26 protein-coding genes are annotated in these 24,840 nt (G+C 42.6%); 11 read left to right on the top strand and 15 right to left on the bottom strand.

Annotation, left to right across the window (positions count from 1 at the left end; all coding sequences use genetic code 11):
• Positions 1 to 48: 48 nt before the first annotated feature.
• Together ptsP and B1202_RS06330 are read right to left on the bottom strand one after the other, a co-directional pair.
• On the bottom strand, positions 49 to 2,346 hold the full coding sequence (gene ptsP / locus B1202_RS06335) for a phosphoenolpyruvate--protein phosphotransferase (protein ID WP_078189730.1): 2,298 nt from the start codon (positions 2,344 to 2,346) through the stop codon (positions 49 to 51).
• 77 nt (positions 2,347 to 2,423) lie between these two features.
• Positions 2,424 to 2,903 carry an RNA pyrophosphohydrolase gene (locus B1202_RS06330; protein ID WP_078189729.1) on the bottom strand — a complete coding sequence of 160 codons (480 nt, stop codon included), beginning with the start codon at positions 2,901 to 2,903 and terminating at the stop codon, positions 2,424 to 2,426.
• 181 nt (positions 2,904 to 3,084) lie between these two features.
• Between B1202_RS06330 and B1202_RS06325 the strand changes: the two genes are divergently transcribed.
• The 3 genes from B1202_RS06325 to B1202_RS06315 all read left to right on the top strand — a co-directional run bounded on the left by B1202_RS06325 (position 3,085) and on the right by B1202_RS06315 (position 4,644).
• Positions 3,085 to 3,741: an HAD family hydrolase gene (locus B1202_RS06325; RefSeq protein WP_078189728.1), complete on the top strand. Its 657-nt coding sequence runs from the start codon at positions 3,085 to 3,087 to the stop codon at positions 3,739 to 3,741.
• A gap of 90 nt (positions 3,742 to 3,831) precedes the next feature.
• The gene (locus B1202_RS06320) at positions 3,832 to 4,305 is read left to right on the top strand and encodes a DUF2628 domain-containing protein (RefSeq protein ID WP_078189727.1); all 474 of its coding nucleotides are present in this window, start codon (positions 3,832 to 3,834) and stop codon (positions 4,303 to 4,305) included.
• A 96-nt stretch (positions 4,306 to 4,401) separates the two neighbouring features.
• Positions 4,402 to 4,644: a DUF2789 family protein gene (locus tag B1202_RS06315; RefSeq protein ID WP_078189726.1), complete on the top strand. Its 243-nt coding sequence runs from the start codon at positions 4,402 to 4,404 to the stop codon at positions 4,642 to 4,644.
• A 214-nt stretch (positions 4,645 to 4,858) separates the two neighbouring features.
• On the opposite strand, the gene B1202_RS06310 is transcribed toward B1202_RS06315, so the two are convergent.
• Entirely contained in the window at positions 4,859 to 5,722 is an 864-nt protein-coding gene (locus tag B1202_RS06310) for a LysR family transcriptional regulator (protein ID WP_078189725.1), read from the bottom strand.
• Positions 5,723 to 6,189: 467 nt separating this feature from the next.
• Between B1202_RS06310 and B1202_RS06305 the strand changes: the two genes are divergently transcribed.
• Entirely contained in the window at positions 6,190 to 6,399 is a 210-nt protein-coding gene (locus tag B1202_RS06305) for a hypothetical protein (RefSeq protein WP_078189724.1), read from the top strand.
• 129 nt (positions 6,400 to 6,528) lie between these two features.
• Here the strand turns inward: B1202_RS06305 and B1202_RS06300 are convergent, their stop codons facing one another.
• On the bottom strand, positions 6,529 to 6,765 hold the full coding sequence (locus B1202_RS06300) for a DUF2061 domain-containing protein (protein WP_078189723.1): 237 nt from the start codon (positions 6,763 to 6,765) through the stop codon (positions 6,529 to 6,531).
• Between the two features lie 356 nt (positions 6,766 to 7,121).
• On the opposite strand from B1202_RS06300, the gene leuC reads away from it, so the two are divergent.
• The 4 genes from leuC to leuB all read left to right on the top strand — a co-directional run bounded on the left by leuC (position 7,122) and on the right by leuB (position 11,039).
• Positions 7,122 to 8,570: a 3-isopropylmalate dehydratase large subunit gene (gene leuC, locus B1202_RS06295; RefSeq protein ID WP_078189722.1), complete on the top strand. Its 1,449-nt coding sequence runs from the start codon at positions 7,122 to 7,124 to the stop codon at positions 8,568 to 8,570.
• 24 nt (positions 8,571 to 8,594) lie between these two features.
• Positions 8,595 to 9,245, top strand: coding sequence for a 3-isopropylmalate dehydratase small subunit (leuD, locus tag B1202_RS06290; RefSeq protein WP_078189721.1), 651 nt, complete (start codon positions 8,595 to 8,597; stop codon positions 9,243 to 9,245).
• A 109-nt stretch (positions 9,246 to 9,354) separates the two neighbouring features.
• Complete coding sequence (locus B1202_RS06285) at positions 9,355 to 9,918, top strand: hypothetical protein (RefSeq protein WP_078189720.1); 564 nt, start codon at positions 9,355 to 9,357, stop codon at positions 9,916 to 9,918.
• A 41-nt stretch (positions 9,919 to 9,959) separates the two neighbouring features.
• Complete coding sequence (leuB, locus tag B1202_RS06280) at positions 9,960 to 11,039, top strand: 3-isopropylmalate dehydrogenase (RefSeq protein ID WP_078189719.1); 1,080 nt, start codon at positions 9,960 to 9,962, stop codon at positions 11,037 to 11,039.
• Between the two features lie 77 nt (positions 11,040 to 11,116).
• Here leuB and B1202_RS06275 read toward each other — a convergent pair whose 3' ends face one another.
• From B1202_RS06275 to infA, 3 genes are all read right to left on the bottom strand, one after another.
• Complete coding sequence (locus B1202_RS06275) at positions 11,117 to 11,551, bottom strand: hypothetical protein (RefSeq protein ID WP_416202506.1); 435 nt, start codon at positions 11,549 to 11,551, stop codon at positions 11,117 to 11,119.
• Positions 11,552 to 11,665: 114 nt separating this feature from the next.
• The gene (locus B1202_RS06270; protein ID WP_078189718.1) at positions 11,666 to 12,040 is read right to left on the bottom strand and encodes a hypothetical protein; all 375 of its coding nucleotides are present in this window, start codon (positions 12,038 to 12,040) and stop codon (positions 11,666 to 11,668) included.
• Positions 12,041 to 12,194: 154 nt separating this feature from the next.
• Entirely contained in the window at positions 12,195 to 12,416 is a 222-nt protein-coding gene (infA, locus tag B1202_RS06265; protein WP_001284370.1) for a translation initiation factor IF-1, read from the bottom strand.
• Between the two features lie 231 nt (positions 12,417 to 12,647).
• Here infA and B1202_RS06260 point away from each other — a divergent pair, with 231 nt between their 5' ends.
• Complete coding sequence (locus tag B1202_RS06260; protein ID WP_078189717.1) at positions 12,648 to 13,655, top strand: AraC family transcriptional regulator; 1,008 nt, start codon at positions 12,648 to 12,650, stop codon at positions 13,653 to 13,655.
• A gap of 126 nt (positions 13,656 to 13,781) precedes the next feature.
• On the opposite strand, the gene truA is transcribed toward B1202_RS06260, so the two are convergent.
• The 5 genes from truA to asd form a co-directional block, all read right to left on the bottom strand.
• On the bottom strand, positions 13,782 to 14,579 hold the full coding sequence (truA, locus tag B1202_RS06255; RefSeq protein ID WP_078189716.1) for a tRNA pseudouridine(38-40) synthase TruA: 798 nt from the start codon (positions 14,577 to 14,579) through the stop codon (positions 13,782 to 13,784).
• A 16-nt stretch (positions 14,580 to 14,595) separates the two neighbouring features.
• A complete protein-coding gene (locus B1202_RS06250; protein WP_078189841.1) occupies positions 14,596 to 15,558 on the bottom strand; it encodes an asparaginase domain-containing protein in 963 nt (320 codons plus the stop codon).
• Between the two features lie 49 nt (positions 15,559 to 15,607).
• Complete coding sequence (locus B1202_RS06245) at positions 15,608 to 16,918, bottom strand: hypothetical protein (protein WP_078189715.1); 1,311 nt, start codon at positions 16,916 to 16,918, stop codon at positions 15,608 to 15,610.
• Between the two features lie 75 nt (positions 16,919 to 16,993).
• Positions 16,994 to 18,427 (bottom strand): hypothetical protein, encoded by a 1,434-nt coding sequence (locus B1202_RS06240; RefSeq protein WP_078189714.1) that lies wholly within the window; start codon positions 18,425 to 18,427, stop codon positions 16,994 to 16,996.
• A gap of 143 nt (positions 18,428 to 18,570) precedes the next feature.
• Complete coding sequence (gene asd / locus B1202_RS06235) at positions 18,571 to 19,689, bottom strand: aspartate-semialdehyde dehydrogenase (protein ID WP_078189713.1); 1,119 nt, start codon at positions 19,687 to 19,689, stop codon at positions 18,571 to 18,573.
• A 183-nt stretch (positions 19,690 to 19,872) separates the two neighbouring features.
• Here asd and B1202_RS06230 point away from each other — a divergent pair, with 183 nt between their 5' ends.
• Both B1202_RS06230 and B1202_RS06220 read left to right on the top strand, forming a co-directional pair.
• Complete coding sequence (locus tag B1202_RS06230; RefSeq protein ID WP_078189712.1) at positions 19,873 to 21,000, top strand: endonuclease/exonuclease/phosphatase family protein; 1,128 nt, start codon at positions 19,873 to 19,875, stop codon at positions 20,998 to 21,000.
• 371 nt (positions 21,001 to 21,371) lie between these two features.
• The gene (locus B1202_RS06220; RefSeq protein ID WP_228145136.1) at positions 21,372 to 21,677 is read left to right on the top strand and encodes a hypothetical protein; all 306 of its coding nucleotides are present in this window, start codon (positions 21,372 to 21,374) and stop codon (positions 21,675 to 21,677) included.
• Positions 21,678 to 21,803: 126 nt separating this feature from the next.
• On the opposite strand, the gene B1202_RS06215 is transcribed toward B1202_RS06220, so the two are convergent.
• From B1202_RS06215 to B1202_RS06205, 3 genes are all read right to left on the bottom strand, one after another.
• Complete coding sequence (locus B1202_RS06215; protein ID WP_078189710.1) at positions 21,804 to 22,916, bottom strand: glycosyltransferase family 4 protein; 1,113 nt, start codon at positions 22,914 to 22,916, stop codon at positions 21,804 to 21,806.
• A gap of 32 nt (positions 22,917 to 22,948) precedes the next feature.
• Positions 22,949 to 23,884, bottom strand: coding sequence for an LpxL/LpxP family Kdo(2)-lipid IV(A) lauroyl/palmitoleoyl acyltransferase (gene lpxL / locus B1202_RS06210; protein ID WP_078189709.1), 936 nt, complete (start codon positions 23,882 to 23,884; stop codon positions 22,949 to 22,951).
• Between the two features lie 87 nt (positions 23,885 to 23,971).
• Positions 23,972 to 24,733: a 3-oxoacyl-ACP reductase gene (locus B1202_RS06205; RefSeq protein WP_078189708.1), complete on the bottom strand. Its 762-nt coding sequence runs from the start codon at positions 24,731 to 24,733 to the stop codon at positions 23,972 to 23,974.
• Between the last annotated feature and the right edge of the window lie 107 nt (positions 24,734 to 24,840).

Here is a 24,840-nt window from a genome sequence, read left to right as displayed (position 1 = left end):
AATAAAAAATCCATCATCACCTCGTTTTATTATTTTACATGAGTGGTTTTAAGCACTCACGATTCGGGTTGCCGATTTCACCATATCACCAAGACCATGAGTCTTGAAGTAATACTCCATCATACTTTTCACCATTAATGGATTATTCATGCTCAATGCACGATCCAAGAGCTCTTTTGCATCGGGCATCGGCACATGGCAGATGGCTTTACGGACTTTGAGAATGTTACTCGAACTCATCGATAGGGTATTAAAGCCCATCGCCATCAGTAAAATAGCGGTGAGTGGATCACCGGCCATTTCCCCGCAGATGCTGATCGGCTTGTCATATTTATGACATTCTTGCACCAAGCGAGTCAGCGCACGAAGTACGGCTGGGTGTGAGTGTGAATAGACATTGGCAACCCGTGGGTTATTACGGTCAACCGCAAGTAAATATTGGGTTAAATCGTTAGATCCGACCGAGAAGAAGTCAACCAATTCAGCAAACTCATCGATCTGTAACAGCACACTCGGCACTTCGACCATGATGCCGATTTTGGGTTTGGTAATTTTCACCTGTTCTTCTTCTTGCACCGCTTGCCAGTCACGATCGAGCAAATACAATGCTTCTTCGACTTCGCTGACACTGGTCACCATTGGCAGCAAAATATGCAAGTTGTTCAGGCCAATACTGGCTTTGAGCATGGCACGAATTTGGGCTGAAAAAATCTCAGGATGATCGAGGGTAAAGCGAATTCCACGCCAACCCAGTGCAGAGTTTTCTTCTTCAATCGAGAAATAAGGAAGATCTTTATCTGCACCAATATCGAGGGTACGCATCACCACTGGTTTATTGGCAAAATGACTGAGCTGTTGACGATAAATCGCCCGTTGTTCTTCTTCACCTGGGAAGCGATCACGCAGCATAAACGGAATTTCTGAACGGTATAGACCGACACCTTTGGCGCCACGTTGTACACCGCGAACTACATCGATCATCAAGCCTGTATTTACAAACAATCGAACCGCGACGCCATCTGGGGTGATGGCATCTTTGGTTTCGTATTGTTTCAGATCTTTAGCAATTTGCTCTTCTTCTTTTTGAATCTCTTTATAACGTGTGCGTAATCGACGAGGGGGATTGATGAATACACGACCCTGATGTGCATCGACGATCATTTCGACATCATCGAGGGTATTAATCGGTAGTTCAGTCACACCGACTACAGTTGGAATGCCGAGAGCACGCGCCACAATCACCATGTGTGAGTTCATGGCACCTTCGGTGGTCACAATCGCCGCGATTTTATCGACAGGGAGTTCAACCAAGGCAGCCGTAGAAATTTCTTCACCAATTAAAATGCTTTCATCGGTGATTTCACGGTGACTGGCATCAGCTTCTTGTAAAAAAGCCAAGATACGACGCCCTAGATCTTTTAAGTCTGAAACACGTTCACGGAGATAGTCATCTTCCATCTGTGCAAACAGTGCAATGTGTTTATCAATGACAATGCGTACCGAACCTTGTGCCCAGTTGCCGTCACGAATTTCACTTTTGATTTCCGCGGGGAGGGCATTGGCATCGAGCATCCGTAAGAACACGCTAAATAATGCCCGTTCTTCGGCCATCAGGGCATCTTGCATCTTTTCATCGAGGGACAGAATTTCTTGGCGAACTGCGTCTATGGCATTGTCGAGTAATTCGAGTTCTTCACTGATGTCATCGGCTTCACGATCGGGGACTGAAGCCAAATCAGCAGGTGGATATAAGATGACTGCACGACCTAGCGCAATACCGCCTGAACCTGAAATGCCTTGGAAGGTTTTATAGGCAGGGAGGTTGTTGGGCTTACGAAAGACTTCGATATTCCCGACGGCATGTGCATGGGCAATTACCCCTGAAAGTTGAGCGCATAGGGTCACGAGGAAGGATTCGGCAGCTTCGCTAAAGTCTTGTGGTTCTTTGTTTTGAACCACCAAGACGCCCATAACTTTACGACGATACATCACCGGAACACCGAGGAAGGAATTGTAAATTTCTTCCCCTGTTTCTGGCAGATACATAAAGCGTTCATGTTTGGGCGCACTGTCTAAGTTGACGATTTCTTCACGTTGTCCAACTAAGCCGACCAAACCTTCACTGGTATGCAAAGAGACATGTCCAACGGCTTCAGGGTTTAAACCCTTAGAAGCCATCAGTAAATAACGATGATTTCGTTCATCAAGCAAGTAGATTGAGCAGACATCCACATGCATGGCTTCGGCCACTTGATTGACCATAATGTCTAAAGATTCATGCAAACTGGCCGACGCATTAATCTCTTGGACTATGCGTCTTAAGGTATCCAGTTGCATGTTCGACATCGTGTCTGCTCCAAAATTTATTCTGCTTTATTTATAACAACACTCATCCTAAAAATCTGCATCCATTCTGCAAATTTTTACGGTTTTTGCGGAAGCTGATTGCACAGTTCCACCATGGCTTTACGATATACATCGCGTTTAAAATTCACCACTTGTCCCAATGGGTACCAATAGCTGACCCATTGCCATTGATCAAACTCAGGTGGATCTGACAAATCCAGCTGAATATGCTGTGCTGAAGCTGTCAGTTTCAATAAAAACCACTTTTGTTTTTGACCAATACAAACGGGGTCTGAATCCGTACGTATATACCGATGTGGCAAACGATAGCGCAACCAACCTTGGGTTTGTGCTATCACCTGGACGTGTTCGGGCAGTAAGCCAACTTCTTCTCTCAGCTCACGGTAAAGTGCCTGTTCGGGGGTTTCTCCATGTTGGATACCTCCTTGTGGAAATTGCCAGGCATTGTGACCAATGCGCTTTGCCCATAAAACTTGTCCAATGTCGTTTGCCAAAATGATCCCGACGTTGGGTCGGAAACCTTCTGAATCGATCATTTGGCTACCTAAATATTGTGTAATTTATGACTTTGCTCACGGGGACGTTTATTTCTGTGTCCATCTCGAAAAAGCAAAGTGTAAAAATGTTAAAATTGTTATGATCTTAACGAATTTCTATCGACTAGCGGAGATAGATTTACAATTTTTTTCTTAAATTTCAGCTTTTACGAGTATTTTCATGAAATTGGCACTGTTTGACCTTGATCACACCTTATTAAATACCGACTCAGACCATTCTTGGGGGGAGTTTTTGGTCAATGAAGGCTTGGTTGATCCAATTCATCATCGTGCCATGAATGACAAATTTTATGATGATTATAAAAAAGGCCAGCTTGACCCAATTGCCTATAACGAATTTGTATTTGAGTTTTTAACTCAACATGACAATGCCTACTTAACTGAGTTACATCAGTTGTTTATGAAAAAAGTCATTCGTGCGCAAATGCGTCCAGAGGGCTTTGCTGCCATTCAGCGCCATCAAGATGCAGGGCATCAATTGGTCGGGATCACCGCAACGTCTGATTTTATTACCGCACCGATTTTTCGTGAATTTGGTATTACTGAAATTATTGCGACCAATGCCGAAGTTGTGGATGGTAAATATACCGGTAAAGTAATCAATACTCCGTGCTACCAAAAGGGCAAATTAGTCCGTTTGAATCAATGGTTAGAAGGTCGTGATGTGACAGAGTCTTGGGCCTATTCAGATTCGATTAATGACCGTTTCCTGTTGGAATATGCTGATCATGCCTTTGCAATCAACCCTGATGACCGTTTAGAAGTCCTAGCAAAAGAACAAGGTTGGGACATACAAGACTGGTCAATTCAAGCCTAAAGATAAACATAAAAAAGCATCTTGAGATGCTTTTTTATTTGACGTCCTTTTGATTAAACTTCGGCTCACTTATTTGAACTATCGCTCCATATGCAGACAGAAGCTTCTTTTAAACATTTGATTCAAATCTTTATTGGGCCACGTGCTCAATCTTATTTAAAGTTCATAGAACAACAAGGTGGGCAGAACAGTAGCCTGAGTTGGGCTGGGCTAATTTGTGGACCTTATTGGTTGCTCTATCGGAAGATGTATCGCTATTTCTTCTTATTCTTTGCGGTTGGTTTTTTGATTAGCATGCTGGCACTCATCATCGGTGTGCCAGATAAGGTTTTAATAGGACTAGCATTGATTCCTAACATCATACTCGCTGGGATCGGAAAGCGGCTTTATAGCGATTTTGCTGTGCAAAAGACCAAAGCCTATATGCAGCAGCCTAAATATAGTGAGCAGGTATTTGCTGAAGAAGGCGGAGTGAACTGGGGGCTGCCTTTATTGTTGGTATTTATTCAATCGGTCGTGATGATTATGCTCAGTTTGCCTTTTATTCAATTTTCACCGCTATAGAATTCTGTAATTGAGTGCGTGTTCGTTCCGTGTTATATCCTTAAAACAGAATAATTTTGTATCCATAAACAATAAGTTTTAATACGGAGAATGACAATGAGTGTACGTCCACGCATGACTCATCTATTTGAACAACTGGGTTTAGATTCGAGTGAAGACGCGATTGCTTTATTTATCGTGACGCATCAACTCAGTGCCCAAACTAAAATCACCGAAGCAGATTATTGGACAGATGCTCAGCGCCAATTCTTGGCCGAAAAAATTAAGTCAGATGGTGAATGGGCGATTATTGTTGATCAATTGAATGAATCATTACATGAAGATTCATTGACGAAGTAAAACTGACGGGTCTTCCTTTATTTTTTAATGGGATCGGCTGAAAAAGGTGATCCCATTTTTAATGCAAAAGAAATTTAAGCGATCCTTCAACAAGGACTGTTCAACACTTGGCAAATCAAATCATTCGCTTTTTCTAAACGCTCAAACAGATCAATAAAAAAGCCACCATAACGGTGGCTTGATTAATAACTGAATTTTGTAGGTAAAAATTCAATTAGATGTGTTTCATCAATTCAACCAGCTTTTGTGCAGCAAGTGACTGAGTACGGCCTGGGTGCCATACCATGCCCAATTGACGATTCATATTTGAAGGTAAATTCAGTTGTTTTAAATCTTGGTTCAATAAGGTTTTAGGAAGGACTGACCAACCTAGACCAATTGAAACCAACATGCGAATCGACTCAAGTGAGTTATTGCTCATGGTGACTTTTGGCTTGAGTCCATACTTTTCAAACTCAGCCAAAGTAATTTGACTGGTATAGGTTTGCGCCGCAGGTAAAAGACTTGGGTATTGGATCAAATCCTCTAAGGTCAAATGTTCGACTTGCGCCAAAGGATGGAAAGGCGCAACCACGAATACCAATGGATCATTCCATGTCGTGATGTATTTTAAACGGCTGTCACCCTGTGGCGGTAAAGTCAAAAATGCCAACTCTAAGTCGCCAGCCAAAACTTGCTCATGGGCTTGTTCAGAATCAACAAAGTGTACATCTAAGGTCACTTCTGGAAACTGTTGTACATATTGACGTAAATGCGCCGGTAAATGGTGCAAGCCGATATGATGGCTAGTACCAATTTTCAGTTTACCTTGAACCTGACCTTGCTCATGGCTGAGCGTATGGTGAATATCGCCCAACTCATTCAGCCAGCTTTTTACTTTTGGCAAGAGAGAGTTTGCTGCATGCGTCGCTTGAACACCACGACCCGCGGATTCAAAAAGTTTGACACCGAAGTATTCTTCTAAACTGTGAATACGCTTGGTCACAGCAGGTTGCGTAATGAAGAGCTGATCTGCTGCCAAAGAGATCGAACCAGTTTCCATGACTTTTACAAAGGCTTCAAAGGCTGCGAGATTCATCTTCATTCCTATAAAGAATTTTTATGCGTAGTCTCATTGTTATAATATTTTAAGAATAAATCAAAGGAAAAGTTGTATCTTTTGATTTAAAACTAGGCGTTCAAGCCAGATGACGCGTTAAATCTGAGGTGATTTTCAGGGTTCAATAGTGTTATTTGAGAAGTTGGTCGCTGCATGATTTAAGATTGGGCTGAGACGTTTTTAGCTCAAATGCGTTGTTACAAAGTTGTTTTTTAAACCGAAACCAGAGTTATGCATAATATAAAAAATACAGGGCTGAAAAGTATTTCAACCGTTTGAATTAAAGTGGAGCGATGGCGTTTCTTTTTAACTCAGTATTGAACTAAAACAAAAAATGAACTCAAGTTTTGATGGCTTGGGGAACAACTTTTCATTGAATAATTAAAGCAACAGGTACAGTCAGGGCGGCATCGATTAGCGATGCTGTACCTCACAGGGAGAAGGCGATGGATATTAAACACATTAAAAATTTATTGGATATTTTTGAAGGGACAGTCGAAAAGCGCTGTGCGATATATGAAATCGCAGATGATGAAGACGACGAAAACCGTGCAGCTGCCGAGTGTAATGCGGCAAAAAACAAACTGATTCTTGCGATAGAACAATTGGTTGAGGCGCATGATCAGCTGGCCATACAGCAAAAAACCAAGCTTTGATGATCCGTCTGCAATTGAATCTATAGGATGAAATGAATAGAAAGTTAAAGTGGATAGAGTAAAGGAACGTTTGAAGGTCATTAAAAAAACCACCGTGATGGTGGTTTTTTTACAAGGAGCAGGGTTGAATTAAGCGGGGATATTTTCCTCTGCTGCTTTATCTTTCTTTTCCCATGCTTTTTCATGGAAGAAAAAGGCAACCGCTTGAACAGTTGGTTCTAGTAAACTTAAGGTAATGGCCATTGCAATACTGCCTGTCACGTAATAACCAACCAACATCGCAACCGTGATATGCATGATGTAATAGCTCAAGGTTTTTTTGAACATGCGCTGATTATTTTCGACGAACTTGTTAATGTGTGCCATGAGAATGCTCCTTGTTAAATTGATAAATCTTGGCAATGAGTTAATAATAATGATTCTTATTTGCAATGTAAAAGAGGAAATTCAATTTATGATCATTGAATTTCTAAATCACCATTTAAAAATGGCAGAAAGTGATCAAAAAGTCGGAGAAAAATCTAAAGTTTCATTTGCTGAAAGTATTGAAGTGAGCCTGTTTTGAACGCATCAATGGTGATTAAAATGCAGCGGAAATCAGCAGTTAAATATCATTCCTATAAGTTTTCAAACTAATAAAAATGATAAATTAGATTTATGTGAATACGTGGTTATAATCGATTTAACGAAAGAATTTACCCAGTCCAGTGGAGCAAATCGACATGGCAGGCGAAACCCAAAAAGCGGAAACCCAAACAAAAAAAACCTTGTATGACAAATTGTGGGATGACCATCTAGTAAAACAACGAGATGATGGCTCTTCATTATTGTATATCGACCGTCATTTATTGCATGAAGTGACTTCTCCACAAGCCTTTGAAGGGCTACAGCTTGCAGGTCGTAAGCCATGGCGTTTAAGCGCTAACGTTGCAACGCCAGACCATAACGTACCTACTTCTACTAAGGAGCGTGCTGAAGGTATTGCGGGTATTGAAGATGATACCTCACGTATCCAAGTGCAAACTTTAGATGACAACTGTAAAACTTTTAATGTTGCCCAGTTTGACATCAACGATGTACGTCAAGGGATCGCGCATGTGGTTGGGCCTGAACAAGGTTTAACGTTGCCGGGTATGACCGTGGTGTGTGGTGACTCACATACTGCAACGCATGGTGCATTTGGTTGCTTGGCTCATGGTATCGGCACATCTGAAGTTGAACATGTATTGGCAACCCAATGCTTAGTTCAAAAGAAAATGAAGAACATGTTGGTGCGTGTTGACGGTCAATTGGGTCAAGGCGTAACTCCTAAAGACGTGGTTTTAGCAATTATCGGTAAAATCGGTACAGCAGGTGGTACAGGTCACGCGATTGAATTTGGTGGTCAAGTATTCCGTGATATGTCGATTGAAGGTCGTATGACGGTTTGTAACATGGCGATCGAAGGTGGCGCGCGCGTGGGTATGGTGGCTGTCGATGACAAAACCATTGCCTATGTGAAAGACCGTCCGTATGCACCAAAAGGTGAACAGTGGGATGCTGCAGTAGAGTATTGGAATACTTTAGTGTCTGATGAAGGAGCGCATTTTGATACTGTTGTGGTGTTACAAGGTGAAGAAATTGAGCCACAAGTGTCTTGGGGAACTTCTCCTGAGATGGTGATTCCTGTATCTCAAGCAGTGCCAACTTTAGAACAAGCCAAAGATGATGTACAGCGTAATGACTGGACACGTGCATACAACTATATGGGTTTAGAAGCGGGTCAAGCTTTAGCAGATATCCAATTAGACCGCGTATTCATTGGTTCATGTACCAACTCACGCATTGAAGATATTCGTGCTGCGGCTGAAGTGGCCAAAGGCAAAAAAGTGGCGGCATCGATTAAGCAAGCCATGGTGGTGCCGGGTTCAGGTTTAGTTAAAGCACAAGCAGAAGCAGAAGGCTTAGATAAAATCTTAATCGAAGCGGGCTTTGAATGGCGTGAGCCGGGTTGCTCAATGTGTTTGGCAATGAATGCTGACAAGTTGCAACCAGGTGAGCACTGTGCATCGACGTCTAACCGTAACTTTGAAGGTCGTCAAGGTAATGGTGGTCGTACGCATTTGGTGAGTCCAGCAATGGCAGCAGCTGCGGCAATTGCAGGTCACTTCGTTGACGTTCGTACCTTCTAATCAGGGCTAATAGGAGCAAATCGCATGAAAAAATATACCGTTGAACAAGGTATCGTTGCACCATTAGACCGTGCCAATGTGGATACAGATTTAATTATTCCAAAACAGTTTTTGAAATCTATTAAACGTACAGGCTTCGGAGCCAACTTATTTGATGAGTTACGCTATTTGGATGAAGGTTATTTAGGTCAGGACATTTCAAAACGTCCAATTAACCCAGATTTTGAATTGAACAAACCGCGTTATCAAGGTGCGTCGATTTTGATCTCTCGTGCAAACTTTGGTTGTGGTTCGAGCCGTGAGCATGCGCCTTGGGCATTAGAAGAATATGGTTTCCGTACCGTCATTGCACCAAGTTATGCGGACATTTTCTTTAATAACAGCTTTAAAAATGGCATGTTGCCAGTGATCTTGTCTGAAGAGATCGTCGATCAGTTATTTAAAGAATGTGCTGCATCAGAAGGCTATCAATTAACCATTGATTTGGCTGCGCAAGAAGTACGTACACCGAGTGGTGAAGCATTTACATTTGAAGTCGATCCATTCCGTAAACACTGCTTATTGAATGGCTTGGATGATATCGGTTTAACCTTACAAGCAGCCGATGATATCCGCGCTTATGAAGAAAAAACCAAAGCATCTCGCCCTTGGGTATTTGCAGAAATTAAAGCTTAAGTCAGTGTCACTGTAGAACTTCTTAGTAGTCAGTCGGCTTAAGTCTTGCTAATATCAGGCGAAACAAAATTTATACGTTAGCCAGAATTTATCAGGTTGGGTTCGAAAAATGAAAAAGTTCTTCGGTCAGCTGGTTGTAACGGGAGCGCTGTTCGCAACGCTCTCTGCCTGTCAAAGCTTTGACACGGCACGCATTAAAAATGTGAAAGAAACTGAAAGTACAAAAAATAATGCTTTGATTTACTGTGCAGGTACAGCGCATTGTGAATTTGAGCGTTTTGATCAAATACAGGTGGTTGATCCAAATAATCAACATGTACAACGTGCTGCGATTAAAGCAGGCATTGTACGGTTGAATGGTCGTTCATTGTCTGAGCCAAATCCTTTGTATTTGTCTGTACCTTCAGGTCAGCATGAAGTCGTGATTCGCTATTATCCAATTTCTCAGGAAAAAGCAGAGCGCTTGCATGTCATTCACAACTTTAGGTCCAAACACGAGTACACCTTTAAAATGTACCGTGAGCGTTCAAAAAACAGAGGCAGTTTACTGGATAAATCTGCGCCTGATCCGCTCTGTGTAGACTTAAAGCAAGGTGCAAAAACGATTCGACGATTCTGCCGACCCTACAATGTCCTCACAGGACTTGGTGAGTTTGTAGAAAAGAAACTTTAAATCTGACTGGTAATCAAGCCAGCGTATAAATGGAAAGACTCATGTCAAAACATATTTTGATTTTACCAGGTGATGGTATTGGTCCTGAAATCGTGAAAGCGGCTGAACAAGTGCTGACACGTGTAAACGAGAAATTCAACTTAGGTTTGACTTGGGAACAAGGTCTTTTAGGTGGTGCAGCGATCGACGCACACGGTTCACCTTATCCAGATGTAACAGCAGCACAAGCGAAGACTGCGGATGCGATTTTATTGGGTGCAGTGGGTGGTCCTAAGTGGGATACTATTGAGCGTTCAATTCGTCCAGAACGTGGCCTATTAAAAATTCGTTCAGAATTAAATTTATTTGCTAATTTACGTCCAGCCATTCTTTATCCGCAGCTTGCAGATGCATCGAGCTTAAAACCTGAAATCGTAGCAGGTTTGGATATTTTGATCGTACGTGAGTTAACTGGCGGGATCTATTTCGGTCAACCACGTGGTATTCGTGAACTCGAAAACGGTGAAAAACAAGGTTTTAATACTGACGTATATGCAGAATCTGAAATCAAGCGTATTGCCAAAGTTGCTTTTGAAATGGCGAACTTACGTGGTGGTAAAGTATGTTCAGTGGATAAAGCCAACGTACTAGAAGTGACTGAGCTTTGGAAACAAACCGTAACTGCGTTAAAAGAAGAGCAGTATCCTGAAATTAACTTGTCTCATATGTATGTTGACAATGCTGCCATGCAATTGGTTCGTGCGCCAAAACAGTTTGATGTGATCGTAACTGGTAACTTGTTCGGCGATATCTTGTCTGATGAAGCGGCGATGTTAACCGGTTCTATCGGCATGTTGCCATCGGCTTCTTTAGATGAAAATGGTAAAGGCATGTATGAACCTTGCCACGGTTCAGCGCCAGATATCGCAGGTCAAAACATTGCGAACCCATTAGCCACAATTCTGTCTGTTGCTATGATGCTACGTTATACCTTCCGTGAAGAAGCGGCGGCAAAAGCAATTGAAGATGCTGTAGGTAATGTCTTAGATCAAGGCTTACGTACAGGTGACATCATGTCAGAAGGCAGTACTCAAGTCGGTACTGTTGAAATGGGTCAAGCTGTAGTTTCTGCATTGAACTAATGTTGAATCTAAAAAAACGCAGCGTTTATGCTGCGTTTTTTTTGTGCCTAGAAATTATCAACCCTAGAATTGATGCGCTAACAGGTGCGACCAGTTAATTGGACATCAGTTGCAATATTATGCTTTAAGCGAAATTGAATAAGGCAGTTTAACTCCACCTCATAGCGTGTATTTCCACTGGGAATCGGCACAGCAGCACCGCTGCCCATGCCTATTGCAGGATTTTCCGCCATCGGTAAAGGAATACTGATCGGGCGTGCGACACGATAACGAAGGTAGTCAGAACTGACCTCTACGGGAGAGGTTCTTTGATAGCCGAGTTTGCTGAGGTTGAGTTCTGCTTGAATCGCTTGGCTCGATTGACCAATAAATGAGGCTAAATAGCGTTCACGTTCAACGGAGGATATCGTTGATGTCGTGGTACAGCCAGCCAACAATACAATGCTTAGAACGCATCCCATGCGCAATATCGGGCGAATAAAACGATGATCTTCTTCTAAAATAAATTTCATGGGTCAGTTCCTCACGAAATAAATTCAGTTTAGTCAGATCGGTCTGTATAACACTGTAGTCATTTGATACACGGTCATCCGAGCAAGATTAGCCTCTAGTATTCTAATATAGGATCAACAAGCTCTGCCAACATAGTCAATGGATTCAACTATTTGATTGCGTAATTTGAACTCGATTTTACATTCCATATCGACAGTGACACCACCTTTAGACGGCGTTGGGATAGGGGCGCCCATGGCTATACTGGTGCCGATATTCGGTGTACCTATCGGGATTGGCATCGAGCGTAAAATGGTATAACTGAGTTTCTCATTGCTTTGTACAGGTGCTCCCATCACTTTGTAGCCCAATTGACTCAAGTTGAGCTCTTTACGGACTTGATCAGCTGGCTGTCCAATATAGTGTTGTAGGGATTGATTGAGTTGCTTTTGGCCGGTCGTGGCGCAAGCAACACAAAAGATAGCACCGACTAATCCTAGATGTTTCATATGATTTTATGTCCTTATATTTTGAATTTTATAATCGAATTTTTTATGTTTTTAGACTGTAAAGGAAAGCAAATTTGCAGTCAATTTTTATCATTGCATTGAAATAAATACAAAAAAAGCCACTTATAAAGTGGCTTTTTCGCTTCGCTAAAACTTAGCGCGCACGGTAAGTGATACGACCCTTAGTCAAATCATAAGGTGTCATTTCTACTTTAACACTGTCGCCAGTCAAAATACGGATATAGTGTTTACGCATTTTGCCAGAGATGTGAGCAATCACTTCATGACCGTTTTCTAAACGTACACGGAACATAGTATTAGGAAGCGTCTCGGTGACAACGCCTTCGAACTCGATGAGTTCCTCTTTATTGGCCATAGCCTACCTGAATGAATAAATTAGCAAGGCGCAAATTATAGTCAATTTTTTTTCAGAATACAAGCCGTAAAAGGCTTTGAACTGATCGACTGTCAGTAAAATAAGCGAACAATTCAGTTAAATATTTTCAACAAAAAATGTGCAGTAACTGTTGTCAGTTTGGTCAATCGCAGTTAATCTAAAATCAATCTTTTTAGGTATAAATGAAGTACATACAAGGAAGGTTCTGGAGTGGGTCAGCTAACTGATGCATCTGTTGTGTTGCGTTTAGGGTATCAAGCGATTCGTCGTGCCGGATTGCCAACAGAAGAAATTTTAACAAAAGCGGGTGTGGCATTAAATCAGGTTGAAACCAATGACCGTACCCCATTGAATGCGCAATTTGCATTCTGGGTGGCTGCAGAAGAAGTCAGTAAGGATCCTGACATTGGTTTGCATCTGGGAGAGCATTTGCCTTTATATCGAGGGCAGGTGATTGAACACTTATTCATTTCATCTGAGAATTTTGGTGAAGGTTTAAAGCGAGCTTTGGCGTATCAACGCCTAATTAGCGATGCCTTTCATGCGCAATTGGTCATTGAAGATGACCGCTGCTATTTGACCAATGGTCATCAGCCTTGGGCAGAAAATATCGTGAATCGTCATTTTTCTGAATGCGCGATGTCCGGTGTTTTGCGTTTCTTTAAGTTTATTACTGAAGGGCGTTTTCAGCCGATTTATATCGACTTTAACTTTAGTCAGGGCGCGCCAGATGATGAGTATTTCCGTGTCTATGAATGCCCTGTGAGCTTAGGGCAAAAAGAAACCCGATTATATTTTGATCCGGCTATTTTAGAGTATCAATTGTGGCAGGCAGAACCTGAGTTATTACAATTGCATGAGCAGTTAGCGATTGAAAAACTTCAAGAGTTGGCGCGTTATGATTTGGTTGGTGAAGTTCGCCGTGCTATTGGTTCAACGCTTGAAAGCGGTGAAACCACACTCGAAACGGTCGCTGCGCAGCTCAACATTACCCCGCGTCGTTTAAGGACTCAGTTGTCAGAAGCCAATACCAGTTTTCAGCAAATTTTGTCAGACTATCGCTGTCGTTTGGCTAAAAAATTATTGGCCAATACCAATGAAAGTGTTGAGCGTATTGTGTACTTAACGGGGTTTTCTGAACCAAGTACGTTCTATCGCGCATTTAAACGCTGGACCAATGAAACGCCTGTGGAATATCGTAAACGAAAGCAGCGTTAAGGTTGAATATTTAAAAGTCTTTCCTAAACAGAATCCCCCTTTTGAAAGGGGGACTTTCATTTTAAAGCCTAGCAATGGCGAAAATGAAATTCCTCCCTTTGCGAAAGGGAGGTTGGGGTGGATTTTTTATTCAGGCATATTTAACCAATGTGGTCCCAGTGGAACTTGAGGAAGTTCAAACTGAGCTGGATAGTCTGCATGGATAAAATACAGCCCATCGGGTGGTGCAGTGACACCTGCTGCTTTACGATCTTCAGCCGCAAAAATGTCGTCAATATGGTCAACGTCATACATACCTTGCCCAATTTCCAATAAACAGCCCATGATGTTACGCACCATGTGATGTAAAAAACCATCGGCCTGAATATCTAGGACTAAGTAACATCCGTGTTGGATCAGACGGCAATGGCTGACATGACGAACTGGCTGATTGGACTGACAGGCTGCGGCACGGAAGCTTTCGAAATTATGAGTGCCTTCAAATTTGGCCGCGGCACGTTGCATTTTCAGTACATCTAGCTTGGCATAAACATGGGTCACTTGCTTGTGCAGTAAAGCTGGGCGCTGTGGATTATTATAAACCACATAGCGATAACGACGTGCTTGCGCTTTAAAGCGGGCATGGAAGTCCTGATCCATTTCCTTAATCCATTGGATGGAGATATCACGGGGTAATTGGCTATTGCTGCCCATTAACCATCCGCGAATGGGGCGAATCGCCTGAGTATCGAAATGTGCCACCATATTGGTTGCATGGACGCCGGCATCTGTTCGGCCAGCGCCGTGCAACATGATTGGCTCATTGGCCACTTTACTGAGGACGGTTTCAATGGTTTCTTGCACGCTTGGTACGCCCGGTTGCTGAGTTTGCCAGCCCTTGTATTGCATGCCACAAAACTCAATCCCAATCGCAAAACGTTGCATAGTTACCTCAAATGACTTAATCGTTCCAATGCGCAGTCCAGTCTGCGGCACTGCCGTATTGTAAATACATTTTCAAACATTTGGCATAAAGATCTGCATGCCCCAAACAATTGCTCAGTAATATTCCGCTGTCTTTGACCCAGTCACTGACAGCATAGCGCTGATCTATACCGCCATGAACAACCTGTGTACTTAAAACAATTTGGCAATTTTTTTGTTGTATAGCCTTCAATACATTGAGTAATTCAGCATCAACGGCAATGTTGCCTGTACCAAAACCTTGCAAAATTAAAACATCTGGCGTGTGTGAAAGCAGAGCCGCTAAATTTTGACTGTGTAGATCGGTTGCTATCGGTTGCCACATCCAATTCAGGCAATTGAAATGAGCCGCTTTGTCTAAATCATTGGCTTGAACAATATAAGGCGACGTCAGCATTGAAAGTGGCTGTGTGGCTGACTGTCCATCAAAAGCTTTTAGATCGGTTGTATGTACTTTTAGTGCGGATTGAGCATGCATCAATTGATGATGAAAGGCCAAATAAACCCCAACACTCGATTGGTGTACCGATTCCAATGAAAAATTTAAATTGTCGATGGCATCGGTAAATTCACGGGTGTTGTCACCAGCCACATTAAACAACGGATATTGGCTGCCTGTTAGCACGATATGAGCAGACTGTCCCATAAAGTGTGCAAGCACTGCGCTAGCATAGCTAAGCGTGTCTGTGCCATGAATAATCACGAAATGCTGAAATTGTTGTAATTGTGAGCTTTGAATTTGTTGGATCAGTGCCAGCCAATCGGGCGCGGTACAGGCACTACTGTCACGAATAACAGGTGCGACAAAACACTCAATGTTTAGGTGTAGTGGCAGCACATGCTGTAATTTAGGTAAAAACGCATTCGCTGGCATGGGGCTTAAAGGTTCACCGATACAACCGAAGGTACCACCCATATAAATAAGAGCAATTTTTTTCATCATAAAAAAAGCAGCCTTGAGAGACTGCTTTAGTTTAAATCGCTTTTGCTTAAGATGCGATTTGATTCAGTAACTGATCTGCTTGTTGACGCTGAGCTGAAGAAAACTCAGCTTCTTTTTCAGTCAAAATTTCACGTGCAGCGTCATAAGCACCTAGTTTGATGTATTGCGCTGCCAATTCAAGATTCAATTCAATTTCATTGACTTCAACCAGTTCAGGGAAAGATTGAACCAATGGATCGTTTTGGTCTGTAGCAGATGGGGTTGACGGTGTGCCTAAACCGCTAATGTCAAAACTCACACCACTTGATGCAGGTGCAGCAGGTTTCTCTTCAGGCGTAGACTCTAGGTTAAACTCTGTTGCAGGAGCGACAACCGCTTCTTCTGTTTTTGCTGTTTCAAAAGCACCTAAGTCAAAGTTTAAGGTTGGAGCTTCAACTTTGTTTTCTTCTACAACTGGTGTTTCTGTTGTAAATGAAAAGTCTAAAGGCTCGATTTTTTCTTCTACAGTTTCTGTTTTGGTTTCAGCCGCAGCTTCAGTGCTTGGGGCAAAGTCCATTGCAAAATCAATTGGCTTGATTTCTTCAACGGCAGGAGATGGCTGAGCAATCTCTTCGGTTTTCGGTGTTGCTTCAAGTGCAGGTTCTGGTGAAATTGAAAGCGTGTCAAATTCAAGCGGCTGTATTTTTTCAGCAGGAGTACTTTCAACTGGGGTTGAAATGTCTGCTTTTGCTGGCGTTTCAGTTGTGAAATTAAAATCTAGTGGTTTAATTTCGGCTGTTTTGGGCTCAACAGGTGCAGCAGTTGAACTTTGCATTAAAGCATCAAAATCAGAGGTATTTTGAGCTTTTGATGGAGCCTCTTCAGTGATCGGTGATACAAAGTTAATGGCATCATCTTTCACATTTTGAGAATTTTCAAACTCTACTTTTTTTGCTTCAGCTTGTTCTAAAATTTCATCAAGTTCAAGTGAACGAATATGGCTCAGCAATTGGCTGATGGCAAACTCGTCTTTTTGTAAAATGTGAATATCTAATAGATATAGATATAACTCATGTTGTGAGTTATCACGTTTTAGTGATTGATTGATTTGCGCTTCAGCAGAAAAGAAATTACGTTCCGTAATTAATTTTTCAATTTTGCCACGAGCATCGGTCGTTAATGGCGTCATTGATTTTTTTTCAATGACACTGCTTTCAACCACTTGAGTTTTCTTCGGAGTCGCTTTGGCCGAAACACCCGTTTTCTTGGTTTTAGTGGATGTTGGTTTGGCTTTATCTGATTCTTGATCTTTTTGGCGTTTGTTTAAAAAAACCAATACGATCACTAAGATCACTAATGGAATCACATAAATCAGCATGTTTTAACCCCTTGGAGATAGAGCGATATAAAGTTGCACTCATCCCTATAAAATCTTGATTGGTAACGTTTTAGTTTATTGGCTTCTTTTATCTGCTTGTTGAGCTTTCAACTGTTGTTGCAGTTGAGCAAGACGAGCATTTAATAATTGAATTCTGTGATCCTTTTGATTTAGCGCCAATTCTAATTGAGTTACGTTTCTCTGTAATTTAACGGTTTTTTCACGAGATGTCATAACTTTTAATGACAACTCTTTCGAAGTTTTATTCTTTTCTGCTGCACTGTTGGCAGAAGATTGTGCCGAATCTTGCGCTTTCTCTGCAACCAGACTCATTTCAGCTTGATTTAAGCGGTATTTGGTTTTACCTGACTGCTTCGAAGGTACTTTGGCAAGTTCTGCAGCAGAGACTTTTACAGGCTGTTTTGCTTGCTGCATACCATGCAGATTTAAGGCAGCACCACGGCGCAGACGGTTTACATCGCCTTGAATGAATGCATGTTCGTTGCTGTTTTTAATCTGTTGCATGACTTCAGAAACAGGGCGGTTTTGTTCTGTCGCAATACGTGAGGCAATCCCCCAAAGGCTTTCATTTGAGCGAACCACATATTTTGCCGCTGGTGTTGCTGTCGATGAAGCCGCAGTAATTGTTGGTTTTGGTGTAGATGCTGTTTGAGCTGTCGTTGTTGGATTTTCACGTTTTTGTGCTGCCTGCTCCGCAGCAAATTTTTGTGCCAATGGGTCTTGAGATCTTGCAGTTGATGCTGTTGCAGCTTGTGTGGCTTGCATTTCTGAACTGACAGAGCCGGTCGAATTGGTTTTTGTAACTTGCGAAATTGATGTTTCAGAACCAGATGATGTACTTGCGCTATTTTGCTCCGTAGGTGCAACGCTATAATTTTGCACATGCGTGACAGGTTCAATCGCAACAGGCGTTGACGTTGCTAATTGTGCTAACTTTGGCGGTGCTTTGGTACTGAGTAATAAGGGTTGTTCTGCAGCTACAGGTGCTTTTGCGGTGTAGAGGGTGCTAACAGGTAAATTTAAGGCAATTTCTTTTTCATTTACGATCACAACAGGTGCTAAAGCACGCTCATTGGCACGGGTTTGAGTCGCATTCGACGGCGCTGGATTGCGTTTTAATGGTGTGCGAATTTGTTGCAGGCGTGAAGCATTACCTTCTTTAATATTGACAATAAAATTAAGCTCAGCATCGGTCACTGGACGCGAAGAGGTAATGGTAATTACCCCATTGCCCGCACCATCACGACGCGTGAAGAAGTTTAAATGCCCCGGTGGTTGATGCCCTGTACCCATACTCAGCAAATCCTCTGCTGTGGCTAAACTTGCATTGAGCGGCACAGATGTATTGGAGTGGCGAAAATGAATCTCAGCGTACAGCAATTCCCCGGGTGCTGACTGGACTTGTACAGGATCAATGCTGATCGCTTGAATGTTTTGAGATGCAATAACGGCTAAAATGGCGATCTTTAATTTGTTATATACGGTCATCTTAATCTTTAGCTCGAATATATGTCGCATGGCGAAAATTATAGATTAGCGAGTTGTCGAAGAATTGTAAAATATTTACACGACAGTTACATAAAAAAGCCGATCAATTGTGATCGGCTTCTTGTTCAGAGACTTAAAAATGCTTAAGCATTTTTATAATCAATGAGAATTCTTAGCATACGACGTAAAGGTTCAGCAGCACCCCAAAGCAATTGGTCACCCACAGTGAATGCGCCTAGGTATTCTTTACCCATGTTGAGCTTACGTAGACGACCAACTGGAACAGACAAGGTGCCAGTTACAGCAACAGGAGTCAGATCAGTCATTGAGGCTTCACGTGTATTTGGAACAACTTTAGACCAATCGTTGGCACTAGCGATGATATCTTCGATTTCATCCAGTGGAACATCTTTACGAAGTTTTAAAGTCAATGCTTGTGAGTGACAACGCATCGCACCAATACGGACACAGTGTCCATCGATTGGAACGATTTGCTGGTTGCCTAAGATCTTGTTGGTTTCAACTTGACCTTTCCATTCTTCTTTCGACTGACCGCTTTCAAGCTGTTTGTCGATATAAGGAATGAGCGAACCTGCTAAAGGCACACCGAAGTTTGCAGATGGGAAACCTTCGCCACGTTGTAATTGTGCAATTTTAGAATCGATATCTAAAATTGGTGAACGTGGGTCATCCAGCAAATCTTTAGTATTGTTGTACAAGTAGCCCATACCTGAAATCAGTTCACGCATGTTTTGCGCGCCTGCACCAGAAGCCGCTTGATACGTCATAGACGTTGCCCATTCCACTAAATTATTTTGGAATAGACCGCCTAAACCCATTAACATCAATGAAACGGTACAGTTACCGCCCACGAAGGTTTTTGTGCCTTTTACTAAGCCGTCTTTGATCACGTTCATGTTTACTGGGTCAAGTACGATGATCGCTTCATCATCCATACGTAAAGTCGATGCGGCATCGATCCAGTAACCATTCCAGTTATCAGCTTTCAGCTTAGGGAAAACTTCAGTCGTATAATCGCCACCTTGGCAGGTGATAATGACATCCATTTGCTTCAGACTATCAATGTCCGTTGCATCCATAAGTGCTGGGGCAGTCTTACCACCAAACGCAGGGGCTTCACCACCTGCATTACTGGTAGAGAAATAAAACGGTTCGAAATGAGCGAAATCGTTTTCTTCAACCATACGTTGCATAAGGACGGAACCAACCATCCCGCGCCAACCGACCAGACCTACTTTCATGTCACTTTGCCTCGGTGCGTTAAAAAATAAAAGGGGGTTCGAGTGTACCAAAAGGGCGCATAACTGCAAGCGCTACATAATGAAAACACCAATAATATTGTGCAATATATCTTGTTTATGTTACATGCAAAACTGATATAAATTTATGAATCAATAAAAAATAAAGAATATAAGGGAGGCGTGATGATTTGGATTGAAATACTGGCGGGCTTCGTCATTTGGTTGACATTTTGGTCACTGATCCCACGAGATGAATGGTGGTTTCGTGGTGCAGATTTTCCGCGCCTGCAAATCTTGGCTTTGGGTATATTTGCCTTCATGGGCTTAATTTTATGGAATGCCGAATGGGACTTGGCACGTGAAATCATTTTAATTGGTTTGATTGCCGCCTTGGCATATCAATTGAAAATGGTTTTGCCTTATACCTTTCTGTGGAAAAAACAAGTCAAACAAGTCCGATCAGACCAGTTAGATACACAAAAACAGATTTCAATTATTGTCTCCAATGTACTCACGCCAAATACCCAATATCATTTGTTATTGGCACAAATACAGAAGCATCAACCGGACTTGGTCCTCACGCTAGAAACCGATCAAACTTGGCAAAATGAATTGGCGGTGATTGAGGCTGATTATCCTTACCGCGTTCCAGTGCCTTTGGATAATTTGTATGGCATGCATTTGTATAGCAAGTTAGAACTCACTGAAACTGAAGTTAAATTTATTCTCAGTGATGAAATTCCTTCGATTCATACCCAAGTCACCTTAGCGTCAGGAAATCAGGTACAACTGTATTGTTTACATCCCAAACCGCCAAGTCCAACGGAAGCAAAAGATTCAACCTTACGCGATGCAGAATTGCTGATTGTGGGTGATCAGATCAAAGATTTAGATGAAAGTTGCATCGTTATGGGGGACTTGAATGATGTGGCATGGTCACGGACCACACGACTCTTTCAACGGATCAGTGGGCTTTTAGACCCACGAGTTGGACGGCATTTCGTGAATACCTTTCATGCGAATTATCCACTGCTGCGTTGGTCGCTCGACCATATTTTTCATAGTACAGATTTTGCCTTAGTACACATGGAACGCTTGCCCAATATCGGTTCAGACCATTTCCCAGTCTATGTGGTGCTGCAAACAGGTAGGGTATTTGAGCAAATCCAAGAAGAATTGGAGCAAACGGATGAAGATGAACAAGAAGCGCAAGAGGCCATTCAGGAAGGCATAGAAAAAGCCGAAAAAGAGGAGAAAATGGTGACCGATGAAATCGCCCGTGATTATAAGGATGGTACGAAGGCACCTTGATTTTGTTTGATTTAAGAGAAAAGTGTAAGAAATAGCTTACACAGCTTTCGGCTTCTGACGAATGGTCAGGTCAAGTGTATTGACTTATTCTTTGTTCATCGGCACATGGAACTGGGAACGGAACATCCCACTAAGGAAGACGAAGCCGATGGAAGCATCACGGAACGGATGCAGGAAAGGAAAGCCAATAAAAAATAAAAAGAATACTTGTGAAAGCACAACCTCATAGACCCGAGTTTTGCAGGATGCAGAACTCGGGTTTTGCTTTTGTGATATACATATTTTTGCTTTTCTTTTGATCAATTTCTTTATACAGTGTTCCAAGAAAAAAGCGATGAATTTCCAATAAAAATATAGGTATGAGGCGTTCTATGCTGTCCGAATGGCACCAGAAAATATTGCAGATTACACACTTATCCACCGACGCACTTTCCATTTACCTTGGCTTAATCCTGTTCTTTTTTGTGGCCTTTTGCCATCACCGCCAATTGAAATCACATTATGCGATTTGGAGCGCTGTGGTCGTCGCAGTGGGGTTGGAATTGTTTAATGCACGGCATGATATTTTAGATAGAGGTTATTGGCGTATAGGGCAAAGTTTGCAACATATTTTGAATGTCTTGTTACTGCCGTTAATCCTTTGGTTGATGGCCCGATACCGAGTATGGAAGGGTTGAATCACCATTGAGTCATTCATAATAAAAAAGGATATTGTACATTTCACAATATCCTTTCTAGATGCTGAATTAAAAAGATTTCCAGAGCGTTATCCTGCACAGCAAAGATCTATGGCGAGGAGTCAATCAAGCTGAATGCTGAGAGACCACTTGCGTATACAACTCCAAAGTCTGATCACACATCTCTTTTAAACTAAACATGCTGATAGGCTGCACGTGTTGTGGTTGGTCTAAATGCAACTTTAAGGTATCGAGTAATTGTGTTTCATCATCGACAGTGACTAAACCTTGCGGATAGACATTCGATAAAATTTCAGCCACGCCACCACGGTTCCAACCAATCACAGGTGTACCTACAGACAGTGCTTCGAGTACGGTCCGTCCAAAGGTTTCCGCTTGGCTCGACAAAGATAAAACCAAATCGCTAAAAGCTAACCATTCACGGATATCTGAACGGTGACCGACAAAAGTAATCCGATCACTCAGTCCTTTAGCCGCAATGCTGTCTTGCATTTCTTGTAAATAAGCCGCTTTTTTCGGATCAGCACCACCGACTACCACCGCATGTACGTCGGGATACTGTGCTTGTAGCTGTTCCATTAAATGGATCAGGGTTTCATGACCTTTCAAACGGGTGATACGGCCTGGTAAGCAAATTAGACGTTTATTTTCCAGTTCAGGGAAGTCTTTTAGGGTTTGATTGAGCCACTGTGCTGAGGGTTGATAGCCATGTGGAAAAGCAGCAGGGTCGATACCACGATAAATACGCACAATGTCCTCGGTAGGACAGTTTTTATAGTTGTCCGTGATGTATTTGACAACACTATCCGAGACCGCAATGACTTTTTCAGCCTGTGTCATGATTTGACTGTAGCGATTAATCGAATAAAAGCCATGTACAGTTGAAATCAAATGAGGTCGCTTGTTAGCTGGAATCCCTTTGAGGGCAAAATGCGTGAGCCACGCGGGGACACGTGATCGCACATGCACGATATCTGGTTGATGCTGCTCAATCAGTTTACGTAGAGGACGAATTTGCCATAAGCTCGATAAGGCTTTTTTATGGATTGCGAGCGTGAGGTGTGTTGAGCCTTCAGCTTCCAGTTGAGCCACCATGCGGCCGCCATTTGAAACCACTAAGGACTCATGGCCAGCGGTCACTAAAGCACGAGCTATTTCTAAGGTTCCTCGCTCGACACCACCACTGTTCAATTCAGGTAAAAGCTGCATTACTTTCATAGCATTTCTCTTTTTTATGTGCTGAGTTGAACTCAATAGATTTTGTCATAGCCTTGTGGGCGGGTTTTAAAGCGGCGATGGAACCACATGTATTGTGTCGGTGCGATTCGCAGCTGATTTTCAATAATTTTATTGGTTCGAATAGCATCCGAAACGTCATCGTCACTCGGAAAATTGTCCAAAGCAGGTTCAATCAATACATGATATTGAGGGTTGCTGATGTCGCCGTCTCGATAAAAATACAACGGGATCGCCACGGCTTTAGCAATTTTTAATAAGCGACGATGTGCAGTAACAGTGGCTGCGGGAGTACCAAAAAACGGTGCCATGACCCCCTGTTTTAAACCAAAGTCCTGATCAGGACTGTACCAAATGGCATGGCCATTTTTCAGATTACGAATTAAGCCACGCATATCATCATGGTCGATTTGGTTGGCATAGATGGTGCCACGGCAACGCACAATCAACATATCCAACAGCGGATTATTTTGCGGACGATAAACCACATCCGGCTCAAAAAACTGTGCGCATAAATAACCACCTGCATCGAGCAGGGTAGAATGTGTGCCGAGGAGCAAAATACCTTTGCCTTCAGCTTGTGCATTTTGAATATGCTCTAAGCCTTCAATTTGCACCCGATTTTTGAACCACTGCGGGCTGTACCATGCATTTAAAGTTTCAAAAATGCCAATCATTTGGTCGATAAAAACCTGTCGTGCATTGGCTTCAACTTGTTCTGACGTCCATTCAGGAAAGCAAACTTCCAAGTTGCGAATCGTGGTTTTACGACGTGATTTGAGATTGTTAAATGCGACAGAACCGAGGAATTGCCCAAGGCGATACTGAATTGCCCATGGAAGAATCGCCAAAATCATAAGAAATACAATCCCTATCCAAATTCCCCAATACTGAGGAAGTAAGAAAGACCATTGGAATTTTCCGGGTTGATATGTTGGCTTTTGACTCATAGGGCTAAATCAAAGATTAAAAAATAGGGTTCAGTTTAGCATGAAGCTGAATTGAAAGAGAAAGTTCAACCTCATGCTGCATCAGACTTAACCTTTGACTAAACCGCCATCGACAATCAAATTCTGCCCGGTGACTGCACGTGAGTAAGGGGACAAGAACATCATGATGGCCGCAGCAAATTCTTCAGGCGTGGTCACTGTGCGTAAAGGTGTCGATGCCGCAATTAAATCAAACACGGCATCGGGCGTCGCTTTACTGGCATCGGTGCTTTGTAATAAGCCACCTGAAAGCATATTCACATTAATCCCAAACTCACCCAGCTCATGCGCCGCTGTGCGAGTGAAGGCCAAAAGTGCCGCTTTTGCTGCAGTGTAGTCGTGGTAAGGCACGACAGGGTTTTGTACCAGATTGGTACCAATATTCACAATGCGACCAAAACCCTGTGCTTTCATCTTGGGAAGCGCCGCTTGCGTGGTGTTGAGTGCAGCGACGACTGCTCCATCAAACTGTTGCTGTAAGTGCTGTGCAGTCAGTTCTTCCATTTTAGGGCGGGCATCGCCATTAAATTGAAAATGGATGAGGGCATTATTTACGACAGAGGTGATTGCGGTACCAAAATGTGCGTCTGCTGCGGCAAAAAGCTGTTCTACTTGAGCTTTATCGGTGACATCTGCTTGATAGGCAAACACTTGCTGAGGAAATTCGGTCGCCAACAGTTCTGCTGCAGTTTGACTGGATAGATAGTTCACGACCACGCGTGCGCCTTCAGCTATTAAAGTTTGGCTAATTGCCAAACCGAGGCCACGTGCGCCTCCTGTAACCAAAACAATTTGATCTGAAATTTGCATGTTCGTGACTCAATCTAATGTTGAGCGTCACCATAGCAAGCTTTTCACATTAGCGGAATCGTCTTTACAGACGCTGGATGCTCCAATTTGAAACAGCGTCATTTAGG

Origin of the sequence: Acinetobacter amyesii (assembly GCF_002018365.1) — a bacterium.
Classification (GTDB): domain Bacteria; phylum Pseudomonadota; class Gammaproteobacteria; order Pseudomonadales; family Moraxellaceae; genus Acinetobacter; species Acinetobacter amyesii.
Note: the sequence above shows the minus strand (reverse complement) of the source record. Positions and strands in the feature narration are given on the sequence as shown.